This window comes from Burkholderia sp. Nafp2/4-1b (assembly GCF_003635165.1).
Classification (GTDB): domain Bacteria; phylum Pseudomonadota; class Gammaproteobacteria; order Burkholderiales; family Burkholderiaceae; genus Burkholderia.
In genome coordinates this window covers 238,674-256,604 of record NZ_ML058606.1, presented here as the reverse complement: position 1 = coordinate 256,604, position 17,931 = coordinate 238,674, and the positions used below count along the sequence as shown (strand labels likewise).

Here is a 17,931-nt window from a genome sequence, read left to right as displayed (position 1 = left end):
CGGACAAACACGCATCCGGCCCGGCGCGACCCGCTGACAGCGGACTCACAGCCAGCGTTATACCCGGCCAAAAACGGGCGTAATGGCCGATTTGCCGGCCGCGCGTCGCCAGCAATGTCCGAATCGCGACAAAACTTGGCCTGACATTCTCAATACGCCACATTACACTTCTTTGACGCAACAACGATTCGAACGCGCCGATCCCCTCAGAGCGCGTCCCGGCCACCTCAACTCGCTCAGCTCACATGCAAACCCGCCTCGATACGGGCGCAGGCACCGCCGCCGCCCAGCCGTCCGCACCATCCGCGCCGCGCACCGTGTATCCGGTGCTCGGCGCGATCAGCTTCTCGCACATGCTCAACGACATGATCCAGTCGTTGATCCTCGCGATCTATCCGATGCTCAAGAGCCAGTTCGCGCTGTCGTTCGCGCAGATCGGCCTGATCACGCTGACCTACCAGATCACCGCGTCGCTGCTGCAGCCGCTCATCGGCCTGTACACGGACAAGCGGCCGAAGCCGTATTCGCTGCCGGTCGGGATGGGCTTCACGCTCGCGGGGCTGCTGCTGATGTCGGCCGCGCAGAATTTCCCGACGCTGCTGGTGGCGGCCGCGCTGGTCGGCTGTGGTTCGTCGGTGTTCCATCCGGAATCGTCGCGCGTCGCGCGGATGGCGTCGGGCGGCCAGCACGGGCTCGCGCAGTCGCTGTTCCAGGTCGGCGGCAACGCCGGCTCGGCGCTCGGGCCGCTGCTCGCGGCGCTGGTGATCATCCCGCACGGACAGCACAGCATCGCGTGGTTCTCGGCGGCCGCGCTCGTCGCGATGGTCGTGCTCACGCAGATCGGCCACTGGTACAAGAAGCATCCGTCGATGAAGAAGAAAGCGGCACCGGCCGGCCACCCGACGCTGTCGCAGGGCCGCGTGCTCGCCGCGATCGGCGTGCTGGTGCTGCTGGTGTTCTCGAAGTACTTCTACCTCGCGAGCATCAACAGCTATTTCACGTTCTATCTGATCGACAAGTTCCACCTGTCGGTGCAGGCCGCGCAGATCCACCTGTTCGTGTTCCTCGCGGCCGTGGCGGCCGGCACGCTGATCGGCGGCCCGGTCGGCGACCGGATCGGCCGCAAGTACGTGATCTGGGTGTCGATCCTCGGCGTCGCGCCGTTCACGCTGCTGCTGCCGTACGCAAACCTGTTCTGGACGAGCGTGCTGAGCGTGATCATCGGCATCGTGCTGGCGTCGGCATTCGCCGCGATCCTCGTCTATGCGACGGAGCTGATGCCCGGCAAGGTCGGGATGGTCGCGGGCCTGTTCTTCGGCTTCGCGTTCGGCCTGGGCGGCGTGGGCGCGGCCGTGCTCGGCCAACTGGCGGACGCGACGAGCATCGCGTTCGTCTACAAGGTGTGCTCGTTCCTGCCGCTGATCGGCGTGCTGACGGTATTCCTGCCGAACCTCGAAAGCAGCCGGCGCAAGCACGCGTGACGCACCGGCCGCGGCACGCGTGCCGCGGCCGGTCGATCGACTGGAAGGGAATGGATGGCGGCGGCTTCAGGCCGCCGTCGTCGCATGCAGCGTCAGGAAGCGCTTGAGGATGCCCGACGAATAGCTGCTCGCGATCGCCGACAGGAAGTGCGAGAACGACTGCGTCGCGTGATCGTCGGCCGTGTCGGAGATGGTGCGCACGAGCGCGAACGGTACGTCGTGTTCGGCGCACACCTGCGCGATCGCCGCGCCTTCCATCTCGACCGCGAGCGCGTCCGGCAGCGCGTCTCGCAATGTGACGACTTCGTGCTCGCTCGACACGAAGCGGTCGCCGCTGATGATCAGCCCGCCGTGCAGCGTCGCGCCGGCCAGCCCGAAGCGCTCGGCGAACTGCGCGCCCTCCTCGGCGACGAACAGCGTGCAGGCCGCCTTCAGGCGGGCCGTCAGTTCTGCGTCGGTCGCGAACCGCGTGATGCCGAGCAGCGGCACCTCGTAGCGCGGAAACAGCGGCGACGCATCGAGGTCGTGCTGCAGCAGCGTATCGGCAACGACGACGTCGCCGACGCGCACGGAGCGCGCCACGCCGCCGGCCACCCCGGTGAACACGACGCCGGACACGCCGAACACATGGATCAGCGCGCTTACCGTCGCGGCGGCCGCGACCTTGCCGACCCGCGCGAGCGTGACGACGCAGGCCGCGCCGTGCACGGTGCCGAGGTGGTAATCGCGGCGGCCGAACGTGACCGTCTTCATCGCGCCCTCGGCGCGCATCGCGGCGATCAGGTCGCCAAGCTCCTCGGGCAGCGCGGCGAGAATGCCGAGCGGACGCGTCGATACCGTTTCAACCATGTCGATGCTCATCATTCCACCGCCTGCAGTTTCGCGACCGCCAGTGCCAGCCACTTCTCGCCGTGCCGCTTGAACTTCACCTGCGCCTTCGCATCGGCACCATTGCCCTCGAGCGCGGTGACCGTGCCCTCGCCAAACTTGGTATGGAAGACCTGCTGGCCGACGCGGAAGCCGGTGTCGGCCGCGCGCTGCTTGTTCGCGAACGCCGGCAGCGGCGCGGACACCGCTGCATCGACCACCTGCTCGCGACTGCCGCCGCCCGGCCGGCCGAACCAGTCGCGCCCCCAGCCGGCGTTGTCCGAACGGCCGCCCCACCGCGAGCCGGCCTCGACCTTCGGCGTCAGCCACTTCAGCACGTGCTCCGGCAATTCGTCGAAGAAGCGCGAGCGCACGTTGTAGCGCGTCTGGCCGTGCAGCATCCGGCTCTGCGCGAACGACAGGTAGAGCCGCTCCTTCGCGCGCGTGATCGCGACGTACATCAGGCGGCGTTCTTCCTCGAGGCCGTCCGATTCGAGCACGCTGTTCTCGTGCGGGAACAGCCCTTCCTCGAGGCCGGTGATGAACACCGCCGAGAATTCGAGGCCCTTCGCCGCGTGCACCGTCATCAGCTGTACGGCGTCCTGGCCGGCCTGCGCCTGGTTGTCGCCGGCTTCGAGCGACGCGTGCGACAGGAAGCCCGCGAGCGGCGTCATCGTGTCGGGGTTCTGCGCGGGGTCGCCGAGCGGTGCCGGATCGAGCACGTCGACCGACGCATCGCCTGCGTCCACACCGAGCTCCGGTGCGGCGGTGGCGCCCCCGCGCAGCGGAATCGAGCGGGCCGGCGCGTCAAGCCCGTAGCCTTCCTCGCCGACGAACGCGGTGGCCGCGTTCACGAGTTCCTGCAAGTTCTCGAGGCGATCCTGGCCTTCGCGCTCACCCTGGTAGAAATCGGCGAGGCCGCTCGCGCGCACGACGTACTCGACCGTCTCCGGCAGGCTCATCTGCTGCGTCTCGGCGCGCATCTTCGCGATCAAGGTCGCGAACGCGCCGAGGCTCGAGCCGGCCTTGCCGGTCACATACGGGATCGCGGCGGCCATCGAGCAGTCGTACAGGCGCGCGGCGTCTGCCAGCTGCTCGATCGAGCGCGCGCCGATCCCGCGCGTCGGGAAATTCACCACCCGCGCGAACGCGGTGTCGTCGTTCGGGTTGTCGATCAGGCGCAGGTAGGCCAGCGCGTGCTTCACTTCCTGGCGCTCGAAGAAGCGCAGGCCGCCGTACACGCGATACGGAATGCCCGACGTCATCAGCGTGTGCTCGATCGCGCGCGACTGCGCGTTGCTGCGATACAGGACGGCGACTTCGCTGCGCGACATCCCGGTGTTGATCAGCGAGCGGATCTCCTCGACGATCCAGCCGGCTTCCTGCGCGTCGGTGCTCGCCTCGTACACGCGCACGGGCTCGCCGTGGCCGGCGTCGGTGCGCAGGTTCTTGCCGAGGCGGTGCGAGTTGTTCGAGATCAGCTGGTTGGCCGCATCGAGGATGTTGCCGTGCGACCGGTAGTTCTGCTCGAGCTTGATCAGGTTGCGCACGCGGAATTCGTCTTCGAAGTCGCGCATGTTGCCGACGTTCGCGCCGCGGAACGCGTAGATCGACTGATCGTCGTCGCCGACCGCGAAGATCGCGTTCTGGGCGCCGGCGAGCATCTTGAGCCACGCGTACTGCAGCTTGTTGGTGTCCTGGAACTCGTCGACGAGGATGTGCTTGAAGCGCGCCTGGTAGTGCGCGCGCAGCGGCGCGTTGTACGCGAGCAGCTCGTAGCAGCGCAGCAGCAGCTCGGGGAAGTCGACCACGCCCTCGCGCTGGCACTGCTGGTCGTACGCCTGGTACAGCTCGACGAACTTGCGGTTGAAGTTGTCGGACGCGTCGACCTTGTCGGGACGCAGCCCCTGCTCCTTCGCGTTGTTGATGAAGTACTGGACGTTCTTCGGCGGGTATTTCTCGTCGTCGACGTTCGCCGCCTTCATCAACCGCTTGATCGCGGACAGCTGGTCGGCCGTATCGAGGATCTGGAAGCTCTGCGGCAGGCCGGCGTCGCGGTAGTGCGCGCGCAGCATCCGGTTGCACAGCCCGTGGAACGTGCCGATCCACATCCCGCGCGTGTCGATCGGCATCATCGCCGACAGGCGCGCCATCATTTCGCGCGCGGCCTTGTTCGTGAAGGTGACGGCGAGCACGGTGGGCGGCGACGCATAGCCCTGCTGGATCAGCCACGCGATGCGGGTGATCAGCACGCGGGTCTTGCCGCTGCCCGCCCCCGCGAGGATCAGCGCCGGTTCGTTCGGCAACGTGACGGCGGCGTATTGTTCAGGGTTCAGATTGGCGAGCAGATCGGGCATGGAGCGGCAGCGGACGGGCGAGAAAAATGCGGACCCGCCATTATAAGTCGGCGGCGCGATGCCGTTTCCCTCCGTTCGGTGCCCCACCGCCGCAGCGCCGCTGTCGCGGCCGCCGTCACGCCGCCAGCGCGCCGCCGTTGTGCCGCGACAGGCCTGCGCGGGCACGGCAATGGCTGGCCGATGTGCATCCATTTATAATTGTCAGATTCGGCATCCAATTCACGCATTTTTCGGCAGATTTCCAACCATGAGCGACAGCACGCTTGCGAAGAGTTTCGAACCCCACACCATCGAGTCCCAATGGGGGCCGGAGTGGGAAAAACGCGGCCATGCCGCCCCGGCATTCGATCCGGCGCGCCCCGATTTCGCGATCCAGCTGCCGCCGCCGAACGTCACCGGCACGCTGCACATGGGCCACGCGTTCAACCAGACGATCATGGACGGCCTCGCCCGCTACCACCGAATGCTCGGCGAGAACACGCTGTGGGTGCCCGGCACCGACCACGCGGGGATCGCGACCCAGATCGTCGTCGAGCGCCAGCTCGATGCGCAGGGCGTGTCGCGCCATGACCTCGGCCGCGAGAAATTCGTCGAGCGCGTGTGGGAATGGAAGCAGCAGTCCGGCTCGACCATCACGGGCCAGGTGCGCCGCCTCGGCGCGTCGACCGACTGGTCGCGCGAATACTTCACGATGGACGACAAGATGTCGGCCGCCGTGCGCGACGTGTTCGTCACGCTGTATGAACAGGGCCTGATCTATCGCGGCAAGCGCCTCGTGAACTGGGATCCGGTGCTGCTCACCGCCGTGTCGGACCTCGAAGTTGCGAGCGAGGAAGAAAACGGCCACCTGTGGCACATCCGCTACCCGCTCGTCGACGGTTCGGGTTCGCTGACGGTCGCGACGACGCGCCCCGAGACGATGCTCGGCGACGTCGCGCTGATGGTCCACCCGGAAGACGAGCGCTACGCGCACCTGATCGGCAAGCTGGTCACGCTGCCCCTGACCGGCCGTGAAATTCCGGTGATCGCCGACGACTACGTCGACCGCGAATTCGGCACGGGCGTCGTGAAGGTCACGCCGGCGCACGACTTCAACGACTATCAGGTCGGCCTGCGCCACAACCTCGCGCCGATCGAGATCCTGACGCTCGACGCGAAGATCAACGACAACGGCCCCGAGCAGTATCGCGGCCTCGACCGCTTCGACGCGCGCAAGGCGATCGTCGCCGACCTCGACGCGCAGGGCTTCCTCGACTCGGTGAAGCCGCACAAGCTGATGGTGCCGCGCGGCGACCGCACGGGCGTCGTGATCGAGCCGATGCTGACCGACCAGTGGTTCGTCGCGATGACCAAGGCGGCGCCGGAAGGCACGTTCAACCCGGGCAAGTCGATCACCGAAACGTCGCTCGACGTCGTGCGCAGCGGCCAGATCAAGTTCGTGCCGGAAAACTGGACGACCACCTACTACCAATGGCTCGAGAACATCCAGGACTGGTGCATCTCGCGCCAGCTGTGGTGGGGTCACCAGATTCCCGCGTGGTACGGCGAGAACGGCGAAGTGTTCGTCGCGCGCGACGAGGAAGAAGCGCGTGCGCAGGCCGCTGCCAAGGGCTATGCCGGCGCGCTGAAGCGCGACGAGGACGTGCTCGACACGTGGTTCTCGTCGGCGCTCGTGCCGTTCTCGTCGCTCGGCTGGCCGAACGAAACGCCTGAACTGCAGCACTTCCTGCCGTCGTCGGTGCTCGTCACCGGCTTCGACATCATCTTCTTCTGGGTCGCCCGGATGGTGATGATGACGACGCACTTCACCGGCAAGGTGCCGTTCCACACCGTCTACGTGCACGGCCTCGTGCGCGACGCGGAAGGCCAGAAGATGTCGAAGAGCAAGGGCAACACGCTCGACCCGATCGACATCGTCGACGGCATCGACCTCGACACGCTGGTCGCGAAGCGCACGACGGGGCTGATGAACCCGAAGCAGGCCGCCACGATCGAGAAGAAGACGCGCAAGGAATTCCCGGACGGCATTCCTGCGTTCGGCACCGACGCGCTGCGCTTCACGATGGCGTCGATGGCGACGCTCGGCCGCAACGTGAACTTCGACCTCGCGCGCTGCGAAGGCTATCGCAACTTCTGCAACAAGCTGTGGAACGCGACGCGCTTCGTGCTGATGAACTGCGAAGGCCACGACTGCGGCGCCGACAAGCCGGAAGTGTGCGGCGCGGGCGACTGCGGCCCCGGCGGCTACCTCGACTTCTCGGCGGCCGACCGCTGGATCGTGTCGCTCCTGCAGCGCACCGAGGCCGACATCGCGAAGGGCTTCGCCGACTACCGCTTCGACAACATCGCGACCAGCATCTACAAGTTCGTGTGGGACGAGTACTGCGACTGGTACCTCGAACTCGCGAAGGTGCAGATCCAGAACGGCACGCCGGAACAGCAGCGCGCGACGCGCCGCACGCTGCTGCGCGTGCTGGAAACGGTGCTGCGTCTCGCGCATCCGATCATCCCGTTCATCACCGAAGCGCTCTGGCAGAAGGTCGCGCCGCTCGCCGGCCGTTATCCGCAAGGCAAGGCCGAGGGCGAAGCGTCGCTGATGACGCAGGCGTATCCGGTCGCGAACCTGGAGAAGATCGACGAGGCGTCCGAACAATGGGCGGCCGATCTGAAGGCGATCGTCGACGCGTGCCGTAACCTGCGCGGCGAAATGAACCTGTCGCCGGCGACCAAGGTGCCGCTGCTCGCGGCCGGCGATGCCGAGCGCCTGCGCTCGTTCGCGCCGTACGTGCAGGCCCTCGCGCGCCTGTCGGAAGTGCAGATCCTCGCGGACGAAGCGACGCTCGACAAGGAAGCGCACGGCGCGCCGATCGCGATCGTCGGCCCGAACAAGCTGGTGCTGAAGGTGGAAATCGACGTCGCGGCCGAGCGCGAGCGCCTGTCGAAGGAAATCGCGCGCCTGACGGGCGAGATCGCGAAGTGCAATGCGAAGCTCGGCAACGAGGCGTTCGTCGCGAAAGCGCCGCCGGCCGTGGTCGAACAGGAACAGAAACGCGTCGCCGAGTTCCAGAGCACGCTCGAAAAACTGCGCGCCCAACTCGATCGGTTGCCTGCGTAACAAACGGTAAGGTCGTTTGCGTTCACTATAATCGGAACGTGAACATAGACCGTCTGACAAGACGATTACAGGAATAAAGGTTCGATCATGTTGAAAGTTACCAAGGCGGTATTCCCCGTTGCCGGTCTCGGCACGCGGTTCCTCCCTGCGACGAAGGCGAGCCCGAAGGAAATGCTGCCGGTCGTCGACAAGCCGCTGATCCAGTACGCGGTCGAGGAAGCCATCGCCGCGGGCATCACCGAGATGATCTTCGTGACCGGGCGCAGCAAGCGCGCGATCGAGGATCACTTCGACAAGTCGTACGAAGTCGAGGCCGAACTCGAGGCGCGCGGCAAGGAGAAGCTGCTCGAGCTCGTGCGCAGCATCAAGCCGAGCCACGTCGACTGCTTCTACGTGCGCCAGCCGGAAGCGCTCGGCCTCGGCCATGCGGTGCTGTGCGCGGAGAAACTCGTCGCCGACAACCCGTTCGCCGTGATCCTCGCGGACGACCTGCTCGACGGCAACCCGCCCGTGATGAAGCAGATGGTCGACGTGTTCGACCACTATCACAGCTCGGTGATCGGCGTGGAAGAGATCCCGCCGTCGGAGACGAAGTCGTACGGCATCGTCGACGGCAAGGAGTGGGAGGAGTCGATCGTCAAGATGTCGGCCATCATCGAGAAGCCGGCGCCGGAAGTCGCGCCGTCGAACCTCGGCGTGGTCGGCCGCTACATCCTGAAGCCGCGGATCTTCGAACACCTGCGCGCGCTGAAGCCGGGCGCGGGCGGCGAGCTGCAGCTCACCGACGCGATCCAGGCGCTGCTCGCCGACGAACAAGTGCTGGCCTACAAGTATCAGGGCACGCGCTACGACTGCGGCAGCAAGCTCGGCTATCTGAAGGCGACCGTCGAATTCGCGCTGCGCCACCCGGAAGTCGGCACCGAGTTCGACGCGTACCTGCGCACGCGCGGCAACGCGCAAGCGGCCGACTGAACCGGCACGGGCCGGCCTCGCCTCGACGGCGGGCCCGCCCTCACCTCACGGCCCGCGCGTCAGCGCGCAGCGGCCGGCTTCACCGAGACGACGCCCGGCATTGCGCCCGCGTCGTCTTTTTTCGTCTTCACGAGCCAGCCGTCGCCCGGTTCGAACGGCAGCTTCGCGAGCGCGCTCTTCACGAGCGTCGGCGCGGCCTGCTGCGTGCCCGCATCGCGATCGCGCAGCGACGCCGATACGCGATAGACGTCGGCGCCGGTTTGCGCGTCGACGAAGCGCAGCGTCAGCACATGGCGGTACACCTTGCCCGCGAGCGGCAGCGCGAACGGCGCCGGCCCGTCGACGGTCACGCACGCGCTGCTCGCGGCGCCGCACTGCTCGGCCGTCGCGGCAACCGCCGCCGGTTGTGTCGCATACGCGATCGACAACCGGTAGCGGGCGTTGCCCGGCTGCGCGTCGAAGCCGCGGTGCGCGAGCTCGTCGCGCACCAGCGTCTCGACCTGCCGGTATTCGGCATCATCGGCCTGCGCAGCCGTGCGGACGAACGCGTAGCCGTGCGCACCGGATGCGAACGCATTCGGCTGTCCGAGCGTGCTTACGCCGGTCGTGACGCCGGCGCAACCCGTCAACAGCGACGCCGCCAGCGCGGTCGCTGCCCATTCCTTTCTCATGACTTTCCCCAAATGCCTGCCGTCGTGCCCGGCCCTGTCAGGCGGACGGCTCGTCGATCGCGGGCAGCGACACCGTCACCGCGGTGCCGACACCCACTTCGCTGTCGACCGTCACGCTGCCGCCGTGGCGGGTGACGACCGTCTTCACGAATGCCATGCCGAGCCCGGAGCCCGAGATTTCGGGCCGCTCGCCGGCATGGAACCGCTTGAACCGCTCGAACAGATGTCGCTGATCCTCCGGCGCAATGCCGTACCCCTGATCGCGAATCGTACAGAACATCCGCTTCGATGCGTGCTCGACCGTCAGCGTACACGCGATCACCGTGTCGGGCGGACTGTATTTGACCGCGTTGTTCAGCAGGTTCACGAACGCGCGCGTGAGCAGCGAGCGATCGGCGCGCGTCCAGCACATGTCGGTACCGACGTCGGTATCGATGCGGATGCGCTTCGCCTGCGCCTGCGGCCACACTTCGTCGCTCGCGTCGATCAGCACGTCGACGAGCCCCGTCGGTTCGAGCTGATACGCCTGCGACTCCGCGCGCGCCAGCTGCACGAACTCGTCGGCCAGCGACAGCGCGCGGTGCGCATAACGCTCGATCCGCGCGAGCAGCCCGCGCATCGTGTCGGATTCGACGCGGTCGCGCTCGATCTCGACAAGCGCGAGGATCGACGACTGCGGCGAGCGCATGTCGTGCGACAGCAGGTGCAGCGCTTCCTCGCGCTGCCGCTCGGCCGCATGCAGCTCGGTCACGTCGACGAGGCTCGCGATCCAGCCCGTCACGCGGCCCTGTGCGTTCGTGCATGCGGCGTAGCGTAACAGATGGTCGAAGCCGTCGCGGTCGCGCACCTCGATGCCGCGCGCCATCGCGTCGTGCTCGGCCTCGAGCGTCGGGTCGAGCGCGGCCGGCCAGTGTTCGCGGATCCTGACGTCGTGCTCGGCGTTGCCGTCGACGGTCTTCATGAACGCGAGCTCGCCGAGCGCGGTGCGCAGCGGCCGCCCTTCCGGCAGCGGCAGCGCGAGTCGCGACCCGTAGCGCTTCGCCGCGTGGTTCGCGATCAGCACGGTGCCGGCGAGATCCGTGACGAAGATCGGCTCCGGCATGCTGTCGAGGCTGTCCCACACGAAGCGCTTCATGTCCTGCACGCGCTGCGCGGCCTGCGCCATCAACGCCATCTGCCGTTCGAGCACGTCGCCGCCGACGCTGCGCGTGCGCGGCGCCTCGGGCAGCAGGTGCGGCTCGTCGGCGAGCCGCTGCAGTTCGCGGCGCAGGTACGACATCGTCATTTCCAGGCGCCGCCAGTTCCAGATCGGGTACACGGCGATCAGCCCGAAGATCGCGGGCGCGGGCGACAGCCACACGCGCGCCTCGAACAGCAGCGCGACGCTCGCGAGGACGGCAAGCGCGGCCAGGCTCAGCGTCAGCAGCAGCGCGCGCCACGGCGACAGCATCAGGAAGCCGCCCAGCAGCACGGCGAGCGGCAGCAGCGACGCGACGAAGAGCCCCGCGCGCGACGCGGGCAGGATCGCGCTGCCGGTCGTCAGCATGTCGAGCACGTTCGCGTGGATGTACACGCCGGCGAGCGGCCCGAAATCGCCCGACACCGGCGTCGCGAAGCGGTCGTAGAGGCCCGACGCGGTCACGCCGACGACGACGATCTTGCCGCGCAGCGCGTCGGGTTTCACGCGCCCTTCGAGCACGTCGTCGAACGACAGCGTCGGATACGCGGGCGTGTTGCGGCTGAACGGGATCAGGTAGCGGCCGTCGCCCGTCGCGTCGCGCGCCAGGTCGTGCGCATTCGGGGCGGGCGCACCGGCGACCGGCTGCAGCCGGCCGGCCTGGATCGCGCGGTAGACCGGCACCATCAATTGCGGCCAGCGCACGCGTCCGTCGCTTTCGAACAGCGCGACGCTGCGCACGATGCCGTCGGGATCGACTTCGAGATTGATGTGGCCGAGCCCCGTCGCACGCGCCGCGAGCTCGGCGACGGGCGGATCGACGGTGCGCGAGCCGTCCGCCTGTTCGGGGCTGAGCAGCACGGGCAGGAAGGTCGGGACGTGGGTCATCGCGTCCGCGAACGCGCGGTCCTCGGGCGACTGTTCGGTAAACAGCACGTCGTAGACGACCGCGGCCGGCTGCGCCCGCGCGAGCGTGTCGAGCAGCCGCGCATGCACGGTGCGCGGCCACGGCCAGCGGCCGAGCGCGGACACGCTCTGGTTGTCGATGTCGACGACGACGACGTCAGGCGACAGCGGCAGGCTGCGCAGCATCAGCAGCCGGTCGTAGATCAGCCCGTCGACGCTCGACGACAGCCGGCCGAGCGCGCACGAGAGAATCACCGCGATCCCGAGGCAGCCGATCGCGATCCACTCAATGAGGAAGCGGCGGCCGAGGCGCCGCCGCGGGGAAACAGAGTCGGGTTTCATGCGCCGCGGGTCAGCGCGACAACGTGAACGCGCCGACCGGACTCGTCTTCTGATAGAACTTGCCGCCTTCGAATTCCTCGACCGTCACTGCCCAGTAATAGTCGCCGGGCGGCAGGTGCGCGACGGTGATCTTGCGCGCCTGCAGGCCGACCTGGTCGACGACCGGCGCGCTCAGGTCCTTCGAGCGCGACAGCACGAACCGGTAACGTGCGTCCTTGCCGGCGCCGTTCGGCGACCAGCGGAACTCGTAGCCGTCGGCGCCGGGCGTCGCGGTCGCGTCGAGCCCCATCTGGCGCCGCTCGAACGCGTAGGTGCGCGGATTCCCTGCGAGACCGTTGGCATCGATCGCGGCGACCCGCACGAAATACGTGCCGTTCGGCACGTCGCGGAACAGCGCGCGCGGCGTATCCGTGCGCGTTTCGCGGAACAGGTCGAGCATCCCCGCGTCGTGCGCGAGTTCCAGGCGATACGCATGCGCATCGGACAGCGGCGCGATGTCGAACGCGACGTCGGGCTCGTCCTGCACCTTGTCCGGGTGCGCGAGCGCCGGGGCCGGCAACAGTTGCACGGGCGCGCCGACCGCACCCGACGACGTCGCGACGCTGCCGAAGTTCGCATGCACGAGCGTCGGGCCGGCCGGCTGCCGCTTGCCCGCGACGCCGACGGTGCCGTCGAGCACTTCGATGCGCGTCGCCGCATTGCCGGCCGCGTCGTAGTTCACGCGGAACCGCGTGCCGCGCACGCCGGCCACGACCGACGGCGAGCGGATCTGGAATCGGTCGTCGCGCTTCTTCAGGTGCGTGACTTCGCTGTCGACGGAGCCGCGCGACAGTTCGAACTCCCGATCGAGCGTGCCGGTCAGCACGGTACGGCGCAGCGTCTTCAGATTGAGCTGGCTGTCCGGCGGCATGCTCATGTGCGTGCCGTCGGCGAGCTCGAGCGTGACGAAGCCGTTCGCGCCGGTGCGTATGCGGTCGCCCTCGGCGAGCGTCGCGTCGTTCGCGAGCGGTGCGTATGCGTCGCCGGACGCGCGCTCGGCCGTGCCCTGCACCGCGACCACGCGGGCAGTCAACTTCTCCTTGCGCAGCCGCGCGACCGGCAGCTTCAGCGCGATGCCGGGCTGCAGGTGCTTTGGGGCCGGCACGCCGTTGATCTGCTGCAGCAGGTGCCAGTCGTCCGGACCTTGCAGGTAGCGCGCGGCGACGTCGTACAGCGTGTCGCCGGCATGCGTGCGGTAGACGACCGTCTTGCCCGCCGCCGCGGGCGGTTGCGCCGCGGCGTGCTGAGCCGCGAACGCAAACGCGACCGTGCCTGCGGCCCGCAGTGCCGCCGCGCGCAAGCTCGCCGTGCGCCGCGTGATTCCCGCGGTCACTCGGGCTCTCCCTGGCCGACCCGCTCGAGCCGGTAGCCATAGCCGTAGATCGGCGCGAGGCGATAGCCGTTTTCCGGCCGCAGGCCGAGCTTCGTGCGCAGCATCGAGATGTGCGTGTCCATCGTGCGCGACGGAATGTCGGTCGCCTGCTTCCACACGAGATCGAGAATGTGCGCGCGCGACAGCGGCCGGTCGAGGTGCTGGAACAGCAACAGCGCGAGCTCGAATTCCTTCTGCGTGAGGCTCACGGCCTTGTCGCCGACATAGGCCTGCTTCAGGTTCACGTCGAAGCGGAACTGGTCGAACTCGCGAACGGTCGCCTCCGCGTTGACCGGATACGCGCGGCGCAGCAGCGAGCCGATGCGCGCGCGCAGGATCGGGCCCGATACGGGCTTGACCACGTAATCGTCGGCGCCGGCGTTGAGGATCTGGGTGATCCCCGCCTCGTCGTCGCGGCTCGTCATGAAGATGATCGGCAGGCTGTGCTCCGTCTGGTTCGCACGCACCCACTTGAGCACTTCCTCGCCGGACATGTCAGGCACGTTCCAGTCGAGCACGAGCAGATCGAAGGTCTCGCGCTGCAGACGCTTCTTCAGGGCCTTGCCTTCCTTGAACGCATAGCACGTGTGGCCGGCGGCCGTCAGCGTTTGACTGACGAAATCCGTCTGGGCCGGATCGTCATCCAGTACAGCAATTCTCATAGCACCCCGCAAATCGAAATCGATCCGTCCAGTACAGCTCCCCGCGCTCACCCCGCCACGCGCCGTGCGCGCGACGCCGGCTCCGGCCGGCGAGCCGTCGTTTGCCGCCCGCGTAATCGGCGCGATGCGACGCCCCGGCCAAATATCTCAAAAACGGGGCACGGACGAACCGGCGATTTCATCATAGTAGTATGAAATTCGCCAAGAAATTGCGCGGACTACGCTCCTTTATTCGAATAATCCTTCCCGTCGCGCATTCGCGCGCTCAATCGGCGGCCGCCATGCCGGCCCCCGGTTCGCCCAAATCGTCGGCCGGCACGCGCCGTAACCGTGCGACGGGCGATTGCTCCGGCTGCCGCAGCACGGGCTGCGTCAGCATGCGCTCCAGCTGGCCGCGCACGCGCTCCCACGCGGGCGCCGCATAGTCGGGCTGGCTCGCCGCCCACGCCTGTGCGAACTCGAACACGCGCTCGATCGTGGCACCGCAATACGTGAGGCCCGCGCCGTCGTGCCGCGCGGCATCGCGCAGCCGCTCGCCGAGCGATTCGGCCAGCCACGGCATGTCGGTTGCCGCCGAATCGGCATAGGCCTCGAGTGCGGCACGCGCGTGGCGATCCTGCTGCGGGTCGAGCTCGATCCGGCTCAACCCCGCCGCGCGTGCGGGCGCACTGCATTCCGCCGCGGACGGACTTCGAATGGTCCCTGGTCTGGAGGACATGTCCTTTCCCCGTTTGTACGACGGTAGCGTCAGGCATGGCCCCCGTGCCCGCCTCGTATGACGTACCGTGGCCGGCGCATCCATCCGAGACGGACGACCGGCCGGGTCAGTATACGCAGCCGGTCGTGCGACGAGGTTTAAGAATTGTCAGAGGCGCGGAGCCTTGGGTGGCGCGGCCCGACCGCAGCCGGACCCTGCCCGGCGGCATGCCGCGAGAGGCGCGTGATGCGTGCCGTCAGCGGCGGCGCATCAGGAACACGAATGTCTTGTCCTGGGTCGTCACTTCGACGATCTCGTTGCCCGTCTGCTTCGCGAACGCGGCGAAATCGCGCTGCGAGCCCGGGTCGGTTGCGAGCACCTTGAGGATTTGCCCGCTCTCCATATCGGCGAGCGCTTTCTTGGCGCGCAGGATCGGCAACGGGCAATTGAGCCCGCGCGCGTCCACTTCCTTGTGAATCTGCATCGGCTGTCGACCTTCGAATGACGCGCCACGCGGGCGCGGGAGGAAGCGGCGATTTTACCGCAGCGCGGCCGCGACTGCCCGAGCGGCCGAACGGCCAACGCACGGCCCGCGGGACGCGGTGCGCGCGCGGCGGCGCTTTCAAGCAAGTTCGGGCAAGCTCAAGCCAGCCCGTCAAGCGCGGGCGCCGCATGTCAGTGGCCGGAGAACCCGCCCGCGAGCCGCTCGCGCAGATGCCGCACGAGCGCGCGCACCGCGCTCGGCACGACCGGGCTGTACGGCCGGATCGCGAAGATGTGATCGCCGAACGCGCCGGACGGCCGCCAGCCGTCGAGCAGCGCGACGAGCCGGCCCGCGTCGAGATCGCGCTGCGCGCTGAAATCCGGCAGCAGCGCGATGCCAAGGCCGCCGAGCGCGGCCTCGCGCATCGCCTCGCTGTTGTTCGCCGCGAAGCTGCCGCGCACCGGCACGCTCACGCGCTCGCGCCGCCGGCCGTCCGGCTCGAAGCTCCACGCGGCCGGCTCGTTGTCGCGCAGATAGCACAGGCAGCTGTGGTCGACGAGTTCGCCCGGATGACGCGGCGCGCCGCGCGCGTCGAGGTAGTCGCGGCTCGCGACCAGCAGCGAGCGCGTGTCGCACAGCTTCCACGCGACGTGGGTCTGCGGCGCGGTCGTGGTGTGGCGGATCGCGAGATCGAAGCCCTCCTGCGTCAGCGAATGCAGCCGGTCGGACAGGTCGAGCTCGATCTGCACGCCCGGATGCTGCCGCAGGAAATCGGGCAGATGCGGGACGACCTGCTGGCGCCCGAGCGCGACGGGTGCCGTCACGCGCAGCAGCCCGCGCGGTTCGCCGGCCAGGTCCTTCACGCGCGCGAAGTGCTGGCCGATCGATTCGAACGCGTCGCGCGTGCTGTCGACGAGCGTCTGCCCCGCGTCGGTGAGCCGCACGCTGCGCGTCGTGCGCCGCACGAGCGGCACGCCGGCCGCCTTCTCGAGATCGGCGATGCGCTGGCTCATCGCCGCCTTGCTGATGCCGAGCCGCTGCGCGGCGGCCGTGAAACTGCCGGCCGCGGCCAGCACCGTCAGCGAATGGATATGCGGCCAGAGCGCCTGGACATTTTGCTGATTCATCCAGCGATTATTCAGAATTCTGAACAGTGAATCAAGCTGCGCGGCCTTCTCCCGCCCCACCGCTTTGCCTAGACTAGGTTCCGTCCATCGCCCATCCCCAGGAGACACGCATGACCACGGTTCCCGCGTACACGTCCGACGCCGACGTCGGCCACTACATCGACGGCGCGCCGGTTGCCGGCCGCAGCGGCCGCTTCCAGGACGTCCTCAATCCGGCACTCGGCCGCGCGGTGCGCCGCGTCGCACTCGCCGACGACAGCGAAGTCGAGCAGGCGGTCGCCTCCGCCCACGCCGCGTTCCCGGCCTGGGCCGACACGCCGCCAATCCGCCGCGCGCGCGTGCTGCACCGCTTCCTGCAACTGATGAACGAACACCGCGACACGCTGGCCGCGATCATCACGGCCGAGCACGGCAAGGTGTTCTCCGATGCGCAGGGCGAAGTCGCGCGCGGCATCGACATCATCGAATTCGCATGCGGCGTGCCGCAACTGCTGAAGGGCGACTTCACCGACCAGGTCAGCACCGGCATCGACAACTGGACGATGCGCCAGCCGCTCGGCGTCGTCGCGGGCATCACGCCGTTCAACTTCCCGTGCATGGTGCCGTGCTGGATGTTCCCGGTCGCGCTCGCGACGGGCAACACGTTCGTGCTGAAGCCGAGCGAGCGCGACCCGTCGGCGGCGCTGTTCATCGCCGACCTGCTCACGCAGGCCGGCCTGCCCGCCGGCGTGTTCAACGTCGTGCAGGGCGGCAAGGGCGCGGTCGACGCTCTCCTCGACCACCCGGACGTGCAGGCCGTCAGCTTCGTCGGCTCGACGCCGATCGCGGCCTACGTGCAGCAGCGCGCGGTGCAGTCGGGCAAGCGCGTGCAGGCGCTCGGCGGCGCGAAGAACCACCTCGTCGTGATGCCCGACGCGAACATCGAACAGGCGGTCGACGCGCTGATCGGCGCCGCGTATGGCTCGGCCGGCGAGCGCTGCATGGCGATCAGCATCGCGGTGCTGGTCGGCGACGTGGCCGACAAGATCGTGCCGGCGGTCGCCGAGCGCGCGCGCAAGCTGGTGATCGGCGACGGGATGTCGCCGGAAGTCGAGATGGGGCCGATCGTCACCGGCGAAGCGCTCAAGCGCATCGAAGGCTATATCGAGCAAGGCGTCAGTGAGGGCGCGCAACTGGTGGTCGACGGCCGCGGGCTGCGCGTGCCGGGCCGCGAAGAAGGCTTCTTCACCGGCGGCACGCTGTTCGACCACGTGACGCCCGACATGCGCATCTACAAGGAAGAGATCTTCGGGCCGGTGCTCGGCTGCGTGCGCGTGAAGGACTTCGGCGAAGCCGTCGACCTGATCAACGCGCACGAGTTCGGCAACGGCGTCGCGTGCTACACGAGCGATGGCGGCATCGCGCGCGAATTCGCGCGGCGCATCCAGGTCGGCATGGTCGGCATCAACGTGCCGATTCCGGTGCCGATGGCCTGGCACGGCTTCGGCGGCTGGAAGAAGAGCCTGTTCGGCGACATGCACGCTTACGGCGAGGAAGGCGTGCGCTTCTATACGCGCCAGAAGTCGGTGATGCAGCGCTGGGCGTCGAGCATCGGCAAGGGCGCCGAGTTCGCGATGCCGACCGCGAAGTAAGCGTAATCGGCAAGCCGCCCGCCGGCGGGAG

General features: G+C 68.2%; 13 protein-coding genes. 4 read left to right on the top strand and 9 right to left on the bottom strand.

The window, feature by feature from the left end:
- The first annotated feature begins 245 nt into the window (after positions 1-245).
- Positions 246-1,481, top strand: a complete 1,236-nt coding sequence (locus C7H84_RS17110; RefSeq protein WP_121859876.1) for an MFS transporter — start codon at positions 246-248, stop codon at positions 1,479-1,481.
- Positions 1,482-1,547: 66 nt separating this feature from the next.
- Here C7H84_RS17110 and C7H84_RS17105 read toward each other — a convergent pair whose 3' ends face one another.
- Together C7H84_RS17105 and C7H84_RS17100 are read right to left on the bottom strand one after the other, a co-directional pair.
- The gene (locus C7H84_RS17105; RefSeq protein WP_121859875.1) at positions 1,548-2,345 is read right to left on the bottom strand and encodes a 5'-methylthioadenosine/adenosylhomocysteine nucleosidase; all 798 of its coding nucleotides are present in this window, start codon (positions 2,343-2,345) and stop codon (positions 1,548-1,550) included.
- On the bottom strand, positions 2,342-4,705 hold the full coding sequence (locus C7H84_RS17100; protein WP_121859988.1) for a UvrD-helicase domain-containing protein: 2,364 nt from the start codon (positions 4,703-4,705) through the stop codon (positions 2,342-2,344). Before C7H84_RS17100 ends, C7H84_RS17105 begins: the two co-directional genes overlap by 4 nt.
- 247 nt (positions 4,706-4,952) lie before the next feature.
- Between C7H84_RS17100 and C7H84_RS17090 the strand changes: the two genes are divergently transcribed.
- Positions 4,953-7,820, top strand: a complete 2,868-nt coding sequence (locus C7H84_RS17090; RefSeq protein WP_121859987.1) for a valine--tRNA ligase — start codon at positions 4,953-4,955, stop codon at positions 7,818-7,820.
- Positions 7,821-7,907: 87 nt separating this feature from the next.
- Positions 7,908-8,792: a UTP--glucose-1-phosphate uridylyltransferase GalU gene (gene galU / locus C7H84_RS17085; protein ID WP_121859874.1), complete on the top strand. Its 885-nt coding sequence runs from the start codon at positions 7,908-7,910 to the stop codon at positions 8,790-8,792.
- A 59-nt stretch (positions 8,793-8,851) separates the two neighbouring features.
- On the opposite strand, the gene C7H84_RS17080 is transcribed toward galU, so the two are convergent.
- The 7 genes from C7H84_RS17080 to C7H84_RS17050 all read right to left on the bottom strand — a co-directional run bounded on the left by C7H84_RS17080 (position 8,852) and on the right by C7H84_RS17050 (position 16,269).
- On the bottom strand, positions 8,852-9,463 hold the full coding sequence (locus C7H84_RS17080; RefSeq protein WP_121859873.1) for a DUF4136 domain-containing protein: 612 nt from the start codon (positions 9,461-9,463) through the stop codon (positions 8,852-8,854).
- Between the two features lie 37 nt (positions 9,464-9,500).
- A complete protein-coding gene (locus C7H84_RS17075) occupies positions 9,501-11,888 on the bottom strand; it encodes a CHASE2 domain-containing protein (RefSeq protein WP_121859872.1) in 2,388 nt (795 codons plus the stop codon).
- 10 nt (positions 11,889-11,898) lie between these two features.
- Positions 11,899-13,260: a FecR domain-containing protein gene (locus C7H84_RS17070; protein ID WP_121859871.1), complete on the bottom strand. Its 1,362-nt coding sequence runs from the start codon at positions 13,258-13,260 to the stop codon at positions 11,899-11,901.
- Complete coding sequence (locus C7H84_RS17065) at positions 13,257-13,961, bottom strand: response regulator transcription factor (RefSeq protein WP_006402120.1); 705 nt, start codon at positions 13,959-13,961, stop codon at positions 13,257-13,259. The genes C7H84_RS17070 and C7H84_RS17065 overlap by 4 nt, the downstream gene beginning before the upstream one ends.
- A gap of 265 nt (positions 13,962-14,226) precedes the next feature.
- Positions 14,227-14,679, bottom strand: coding sequence for a peptidase (locus C7H84_RS17060; RefSeq protein ID WP_121859870.1), 453 nt, complete (start codon positions 14,677-14,679; stop codon positions 14,227-14,229).
- 235 nt (positions 14,680-14,914) lie between these two features.
- A complete protein-coding gene (locus C7H84_RS17055) occupies positions 14,915-15,142 on the bottom strand; it encodes a sulfurtransferase TusA family protein (RefSeq protein ID WP_006753156.1) in 228 nt (75 codons plus the stop codon).
- Positions 15,143-15,333: 191 nt separating this feature from the next.
- A complete protein-coding gene (locus C7H84_RS17050) occupies positions 15,334-16,269 on the bottom strand; it encodes a LysR family transcriptional regulator (RefSeq protein ID WP_121859869.1) in 936 nt (311 codons plus the stop codon).
- 110 nt (positions 16,270-16,379) lie between these two features.
- On the opposite strand from C7H84_RS17050, the gene C7H84_RS17045 reads away from it, so the two are divergent.
- Positions 16,380-17,900: a CoA-acylating methylmalonate-semialdehyde dehydrogenase gene (locus tag C7H84_RS17045; protein WP_121859868.1), complete on the top strand. Its 1,521-nt coding sequence runs from the start codon at positions 16,380-16,382 to the stop codon at positions 17,898-17,900.
- The last annotated feature ends 31 nt before the right edge of the window (positions 17,901-17,931 follow it).

Excerpts from the sequence above, each read along its gene's own strand:
- C7H84_RS17110 (WP_121859876.1), top strand. The coding sequence starts at position 246 with ATGCAAACCCGCCTCGATACGGGCGCAGGCACCGCCGCCGCCCAGCCG.
- C7H84_RS17105 (WP_121859875.1), bottom strand. The coding sequence starts at position 2,345 with ATGATGAGCATCGACATGGTTGAAACGGTATCGACGCGTCCGCTCGGC.
- C7H84_RS17100 (WP_121859988.1), bottom strand. The coding sequence starts at position 4,705 with ATGCCCGATCTGCTCGCCAATCTGAACCCTGAACAATACGCCGCCGTC.
- C7H84_RS17090 (WP_121859987.1), top strand. The coding sequence starts at position 4,953 with ATGAGCGACAGCACGCTTGCGAAGAGTTTCGAACCCCACACCATCGAG.
- galU (WP_121859874.1), top strand. The coding sequence starts at position 7,908 with ATGTTGAAAGTTACCAAGGCGGTATTCCCCGTTGCCGGTCTCGGCACG.
- C7H84_RS17080 (WP_121859873.1), bottom strand. The coding sequence starts at position 9,463 with ATGAGAAAGGAATGGGCAGCGACCGCGCTGGCGGCGTCGCTGTTGACG.
- C7H84_RS17075 (WP_121859872.1), bottom strand. The coding sequence starts at position 11,888 with ATGAAACCCGACTCTGTTTCCCCGCGGCGGCGCCTCGGCCGCCGCTTC.
- C7H84_RS17065 (WP_006402120.1), bottom strand. The coding sequence starts at position 13,961 with ATGAGAATTGCTGTACTGGATGACGATCCGGCCCAGACGGATTTCGTC.
- C7H84_RS17060 (WP_121859870.1), bottom strand. The coding sequence starts at position 14,679 with ATGTCCTCCAGACCAGGGACCATTCGAAGTCCGTCCGCGGCGGAATGC.
- C7H84_RS17055 (WP_006753156.1), bottom strand. The coding sequence starts at position 15,142 with ATGCAGATTCACAAGGAAGTGGACGCGCGCGGGCTCAATTGCCCGTTG.
- C7H84_RS17050 (WP_121859869.1), bottom strand. The coding sequence starts at position 16,269 with ATGAATCAGCAAAATGTCCAGGCGCTCTGGCCGCATATCCATTCGCTG.
- C7H84_RS17045 (WP_121859868.1), top strand. The coding sequence starts at position 16,380 with ATGACCACGGTTCCCGCGTACACGTCCGACGCCGACGTCGGCCACTAC.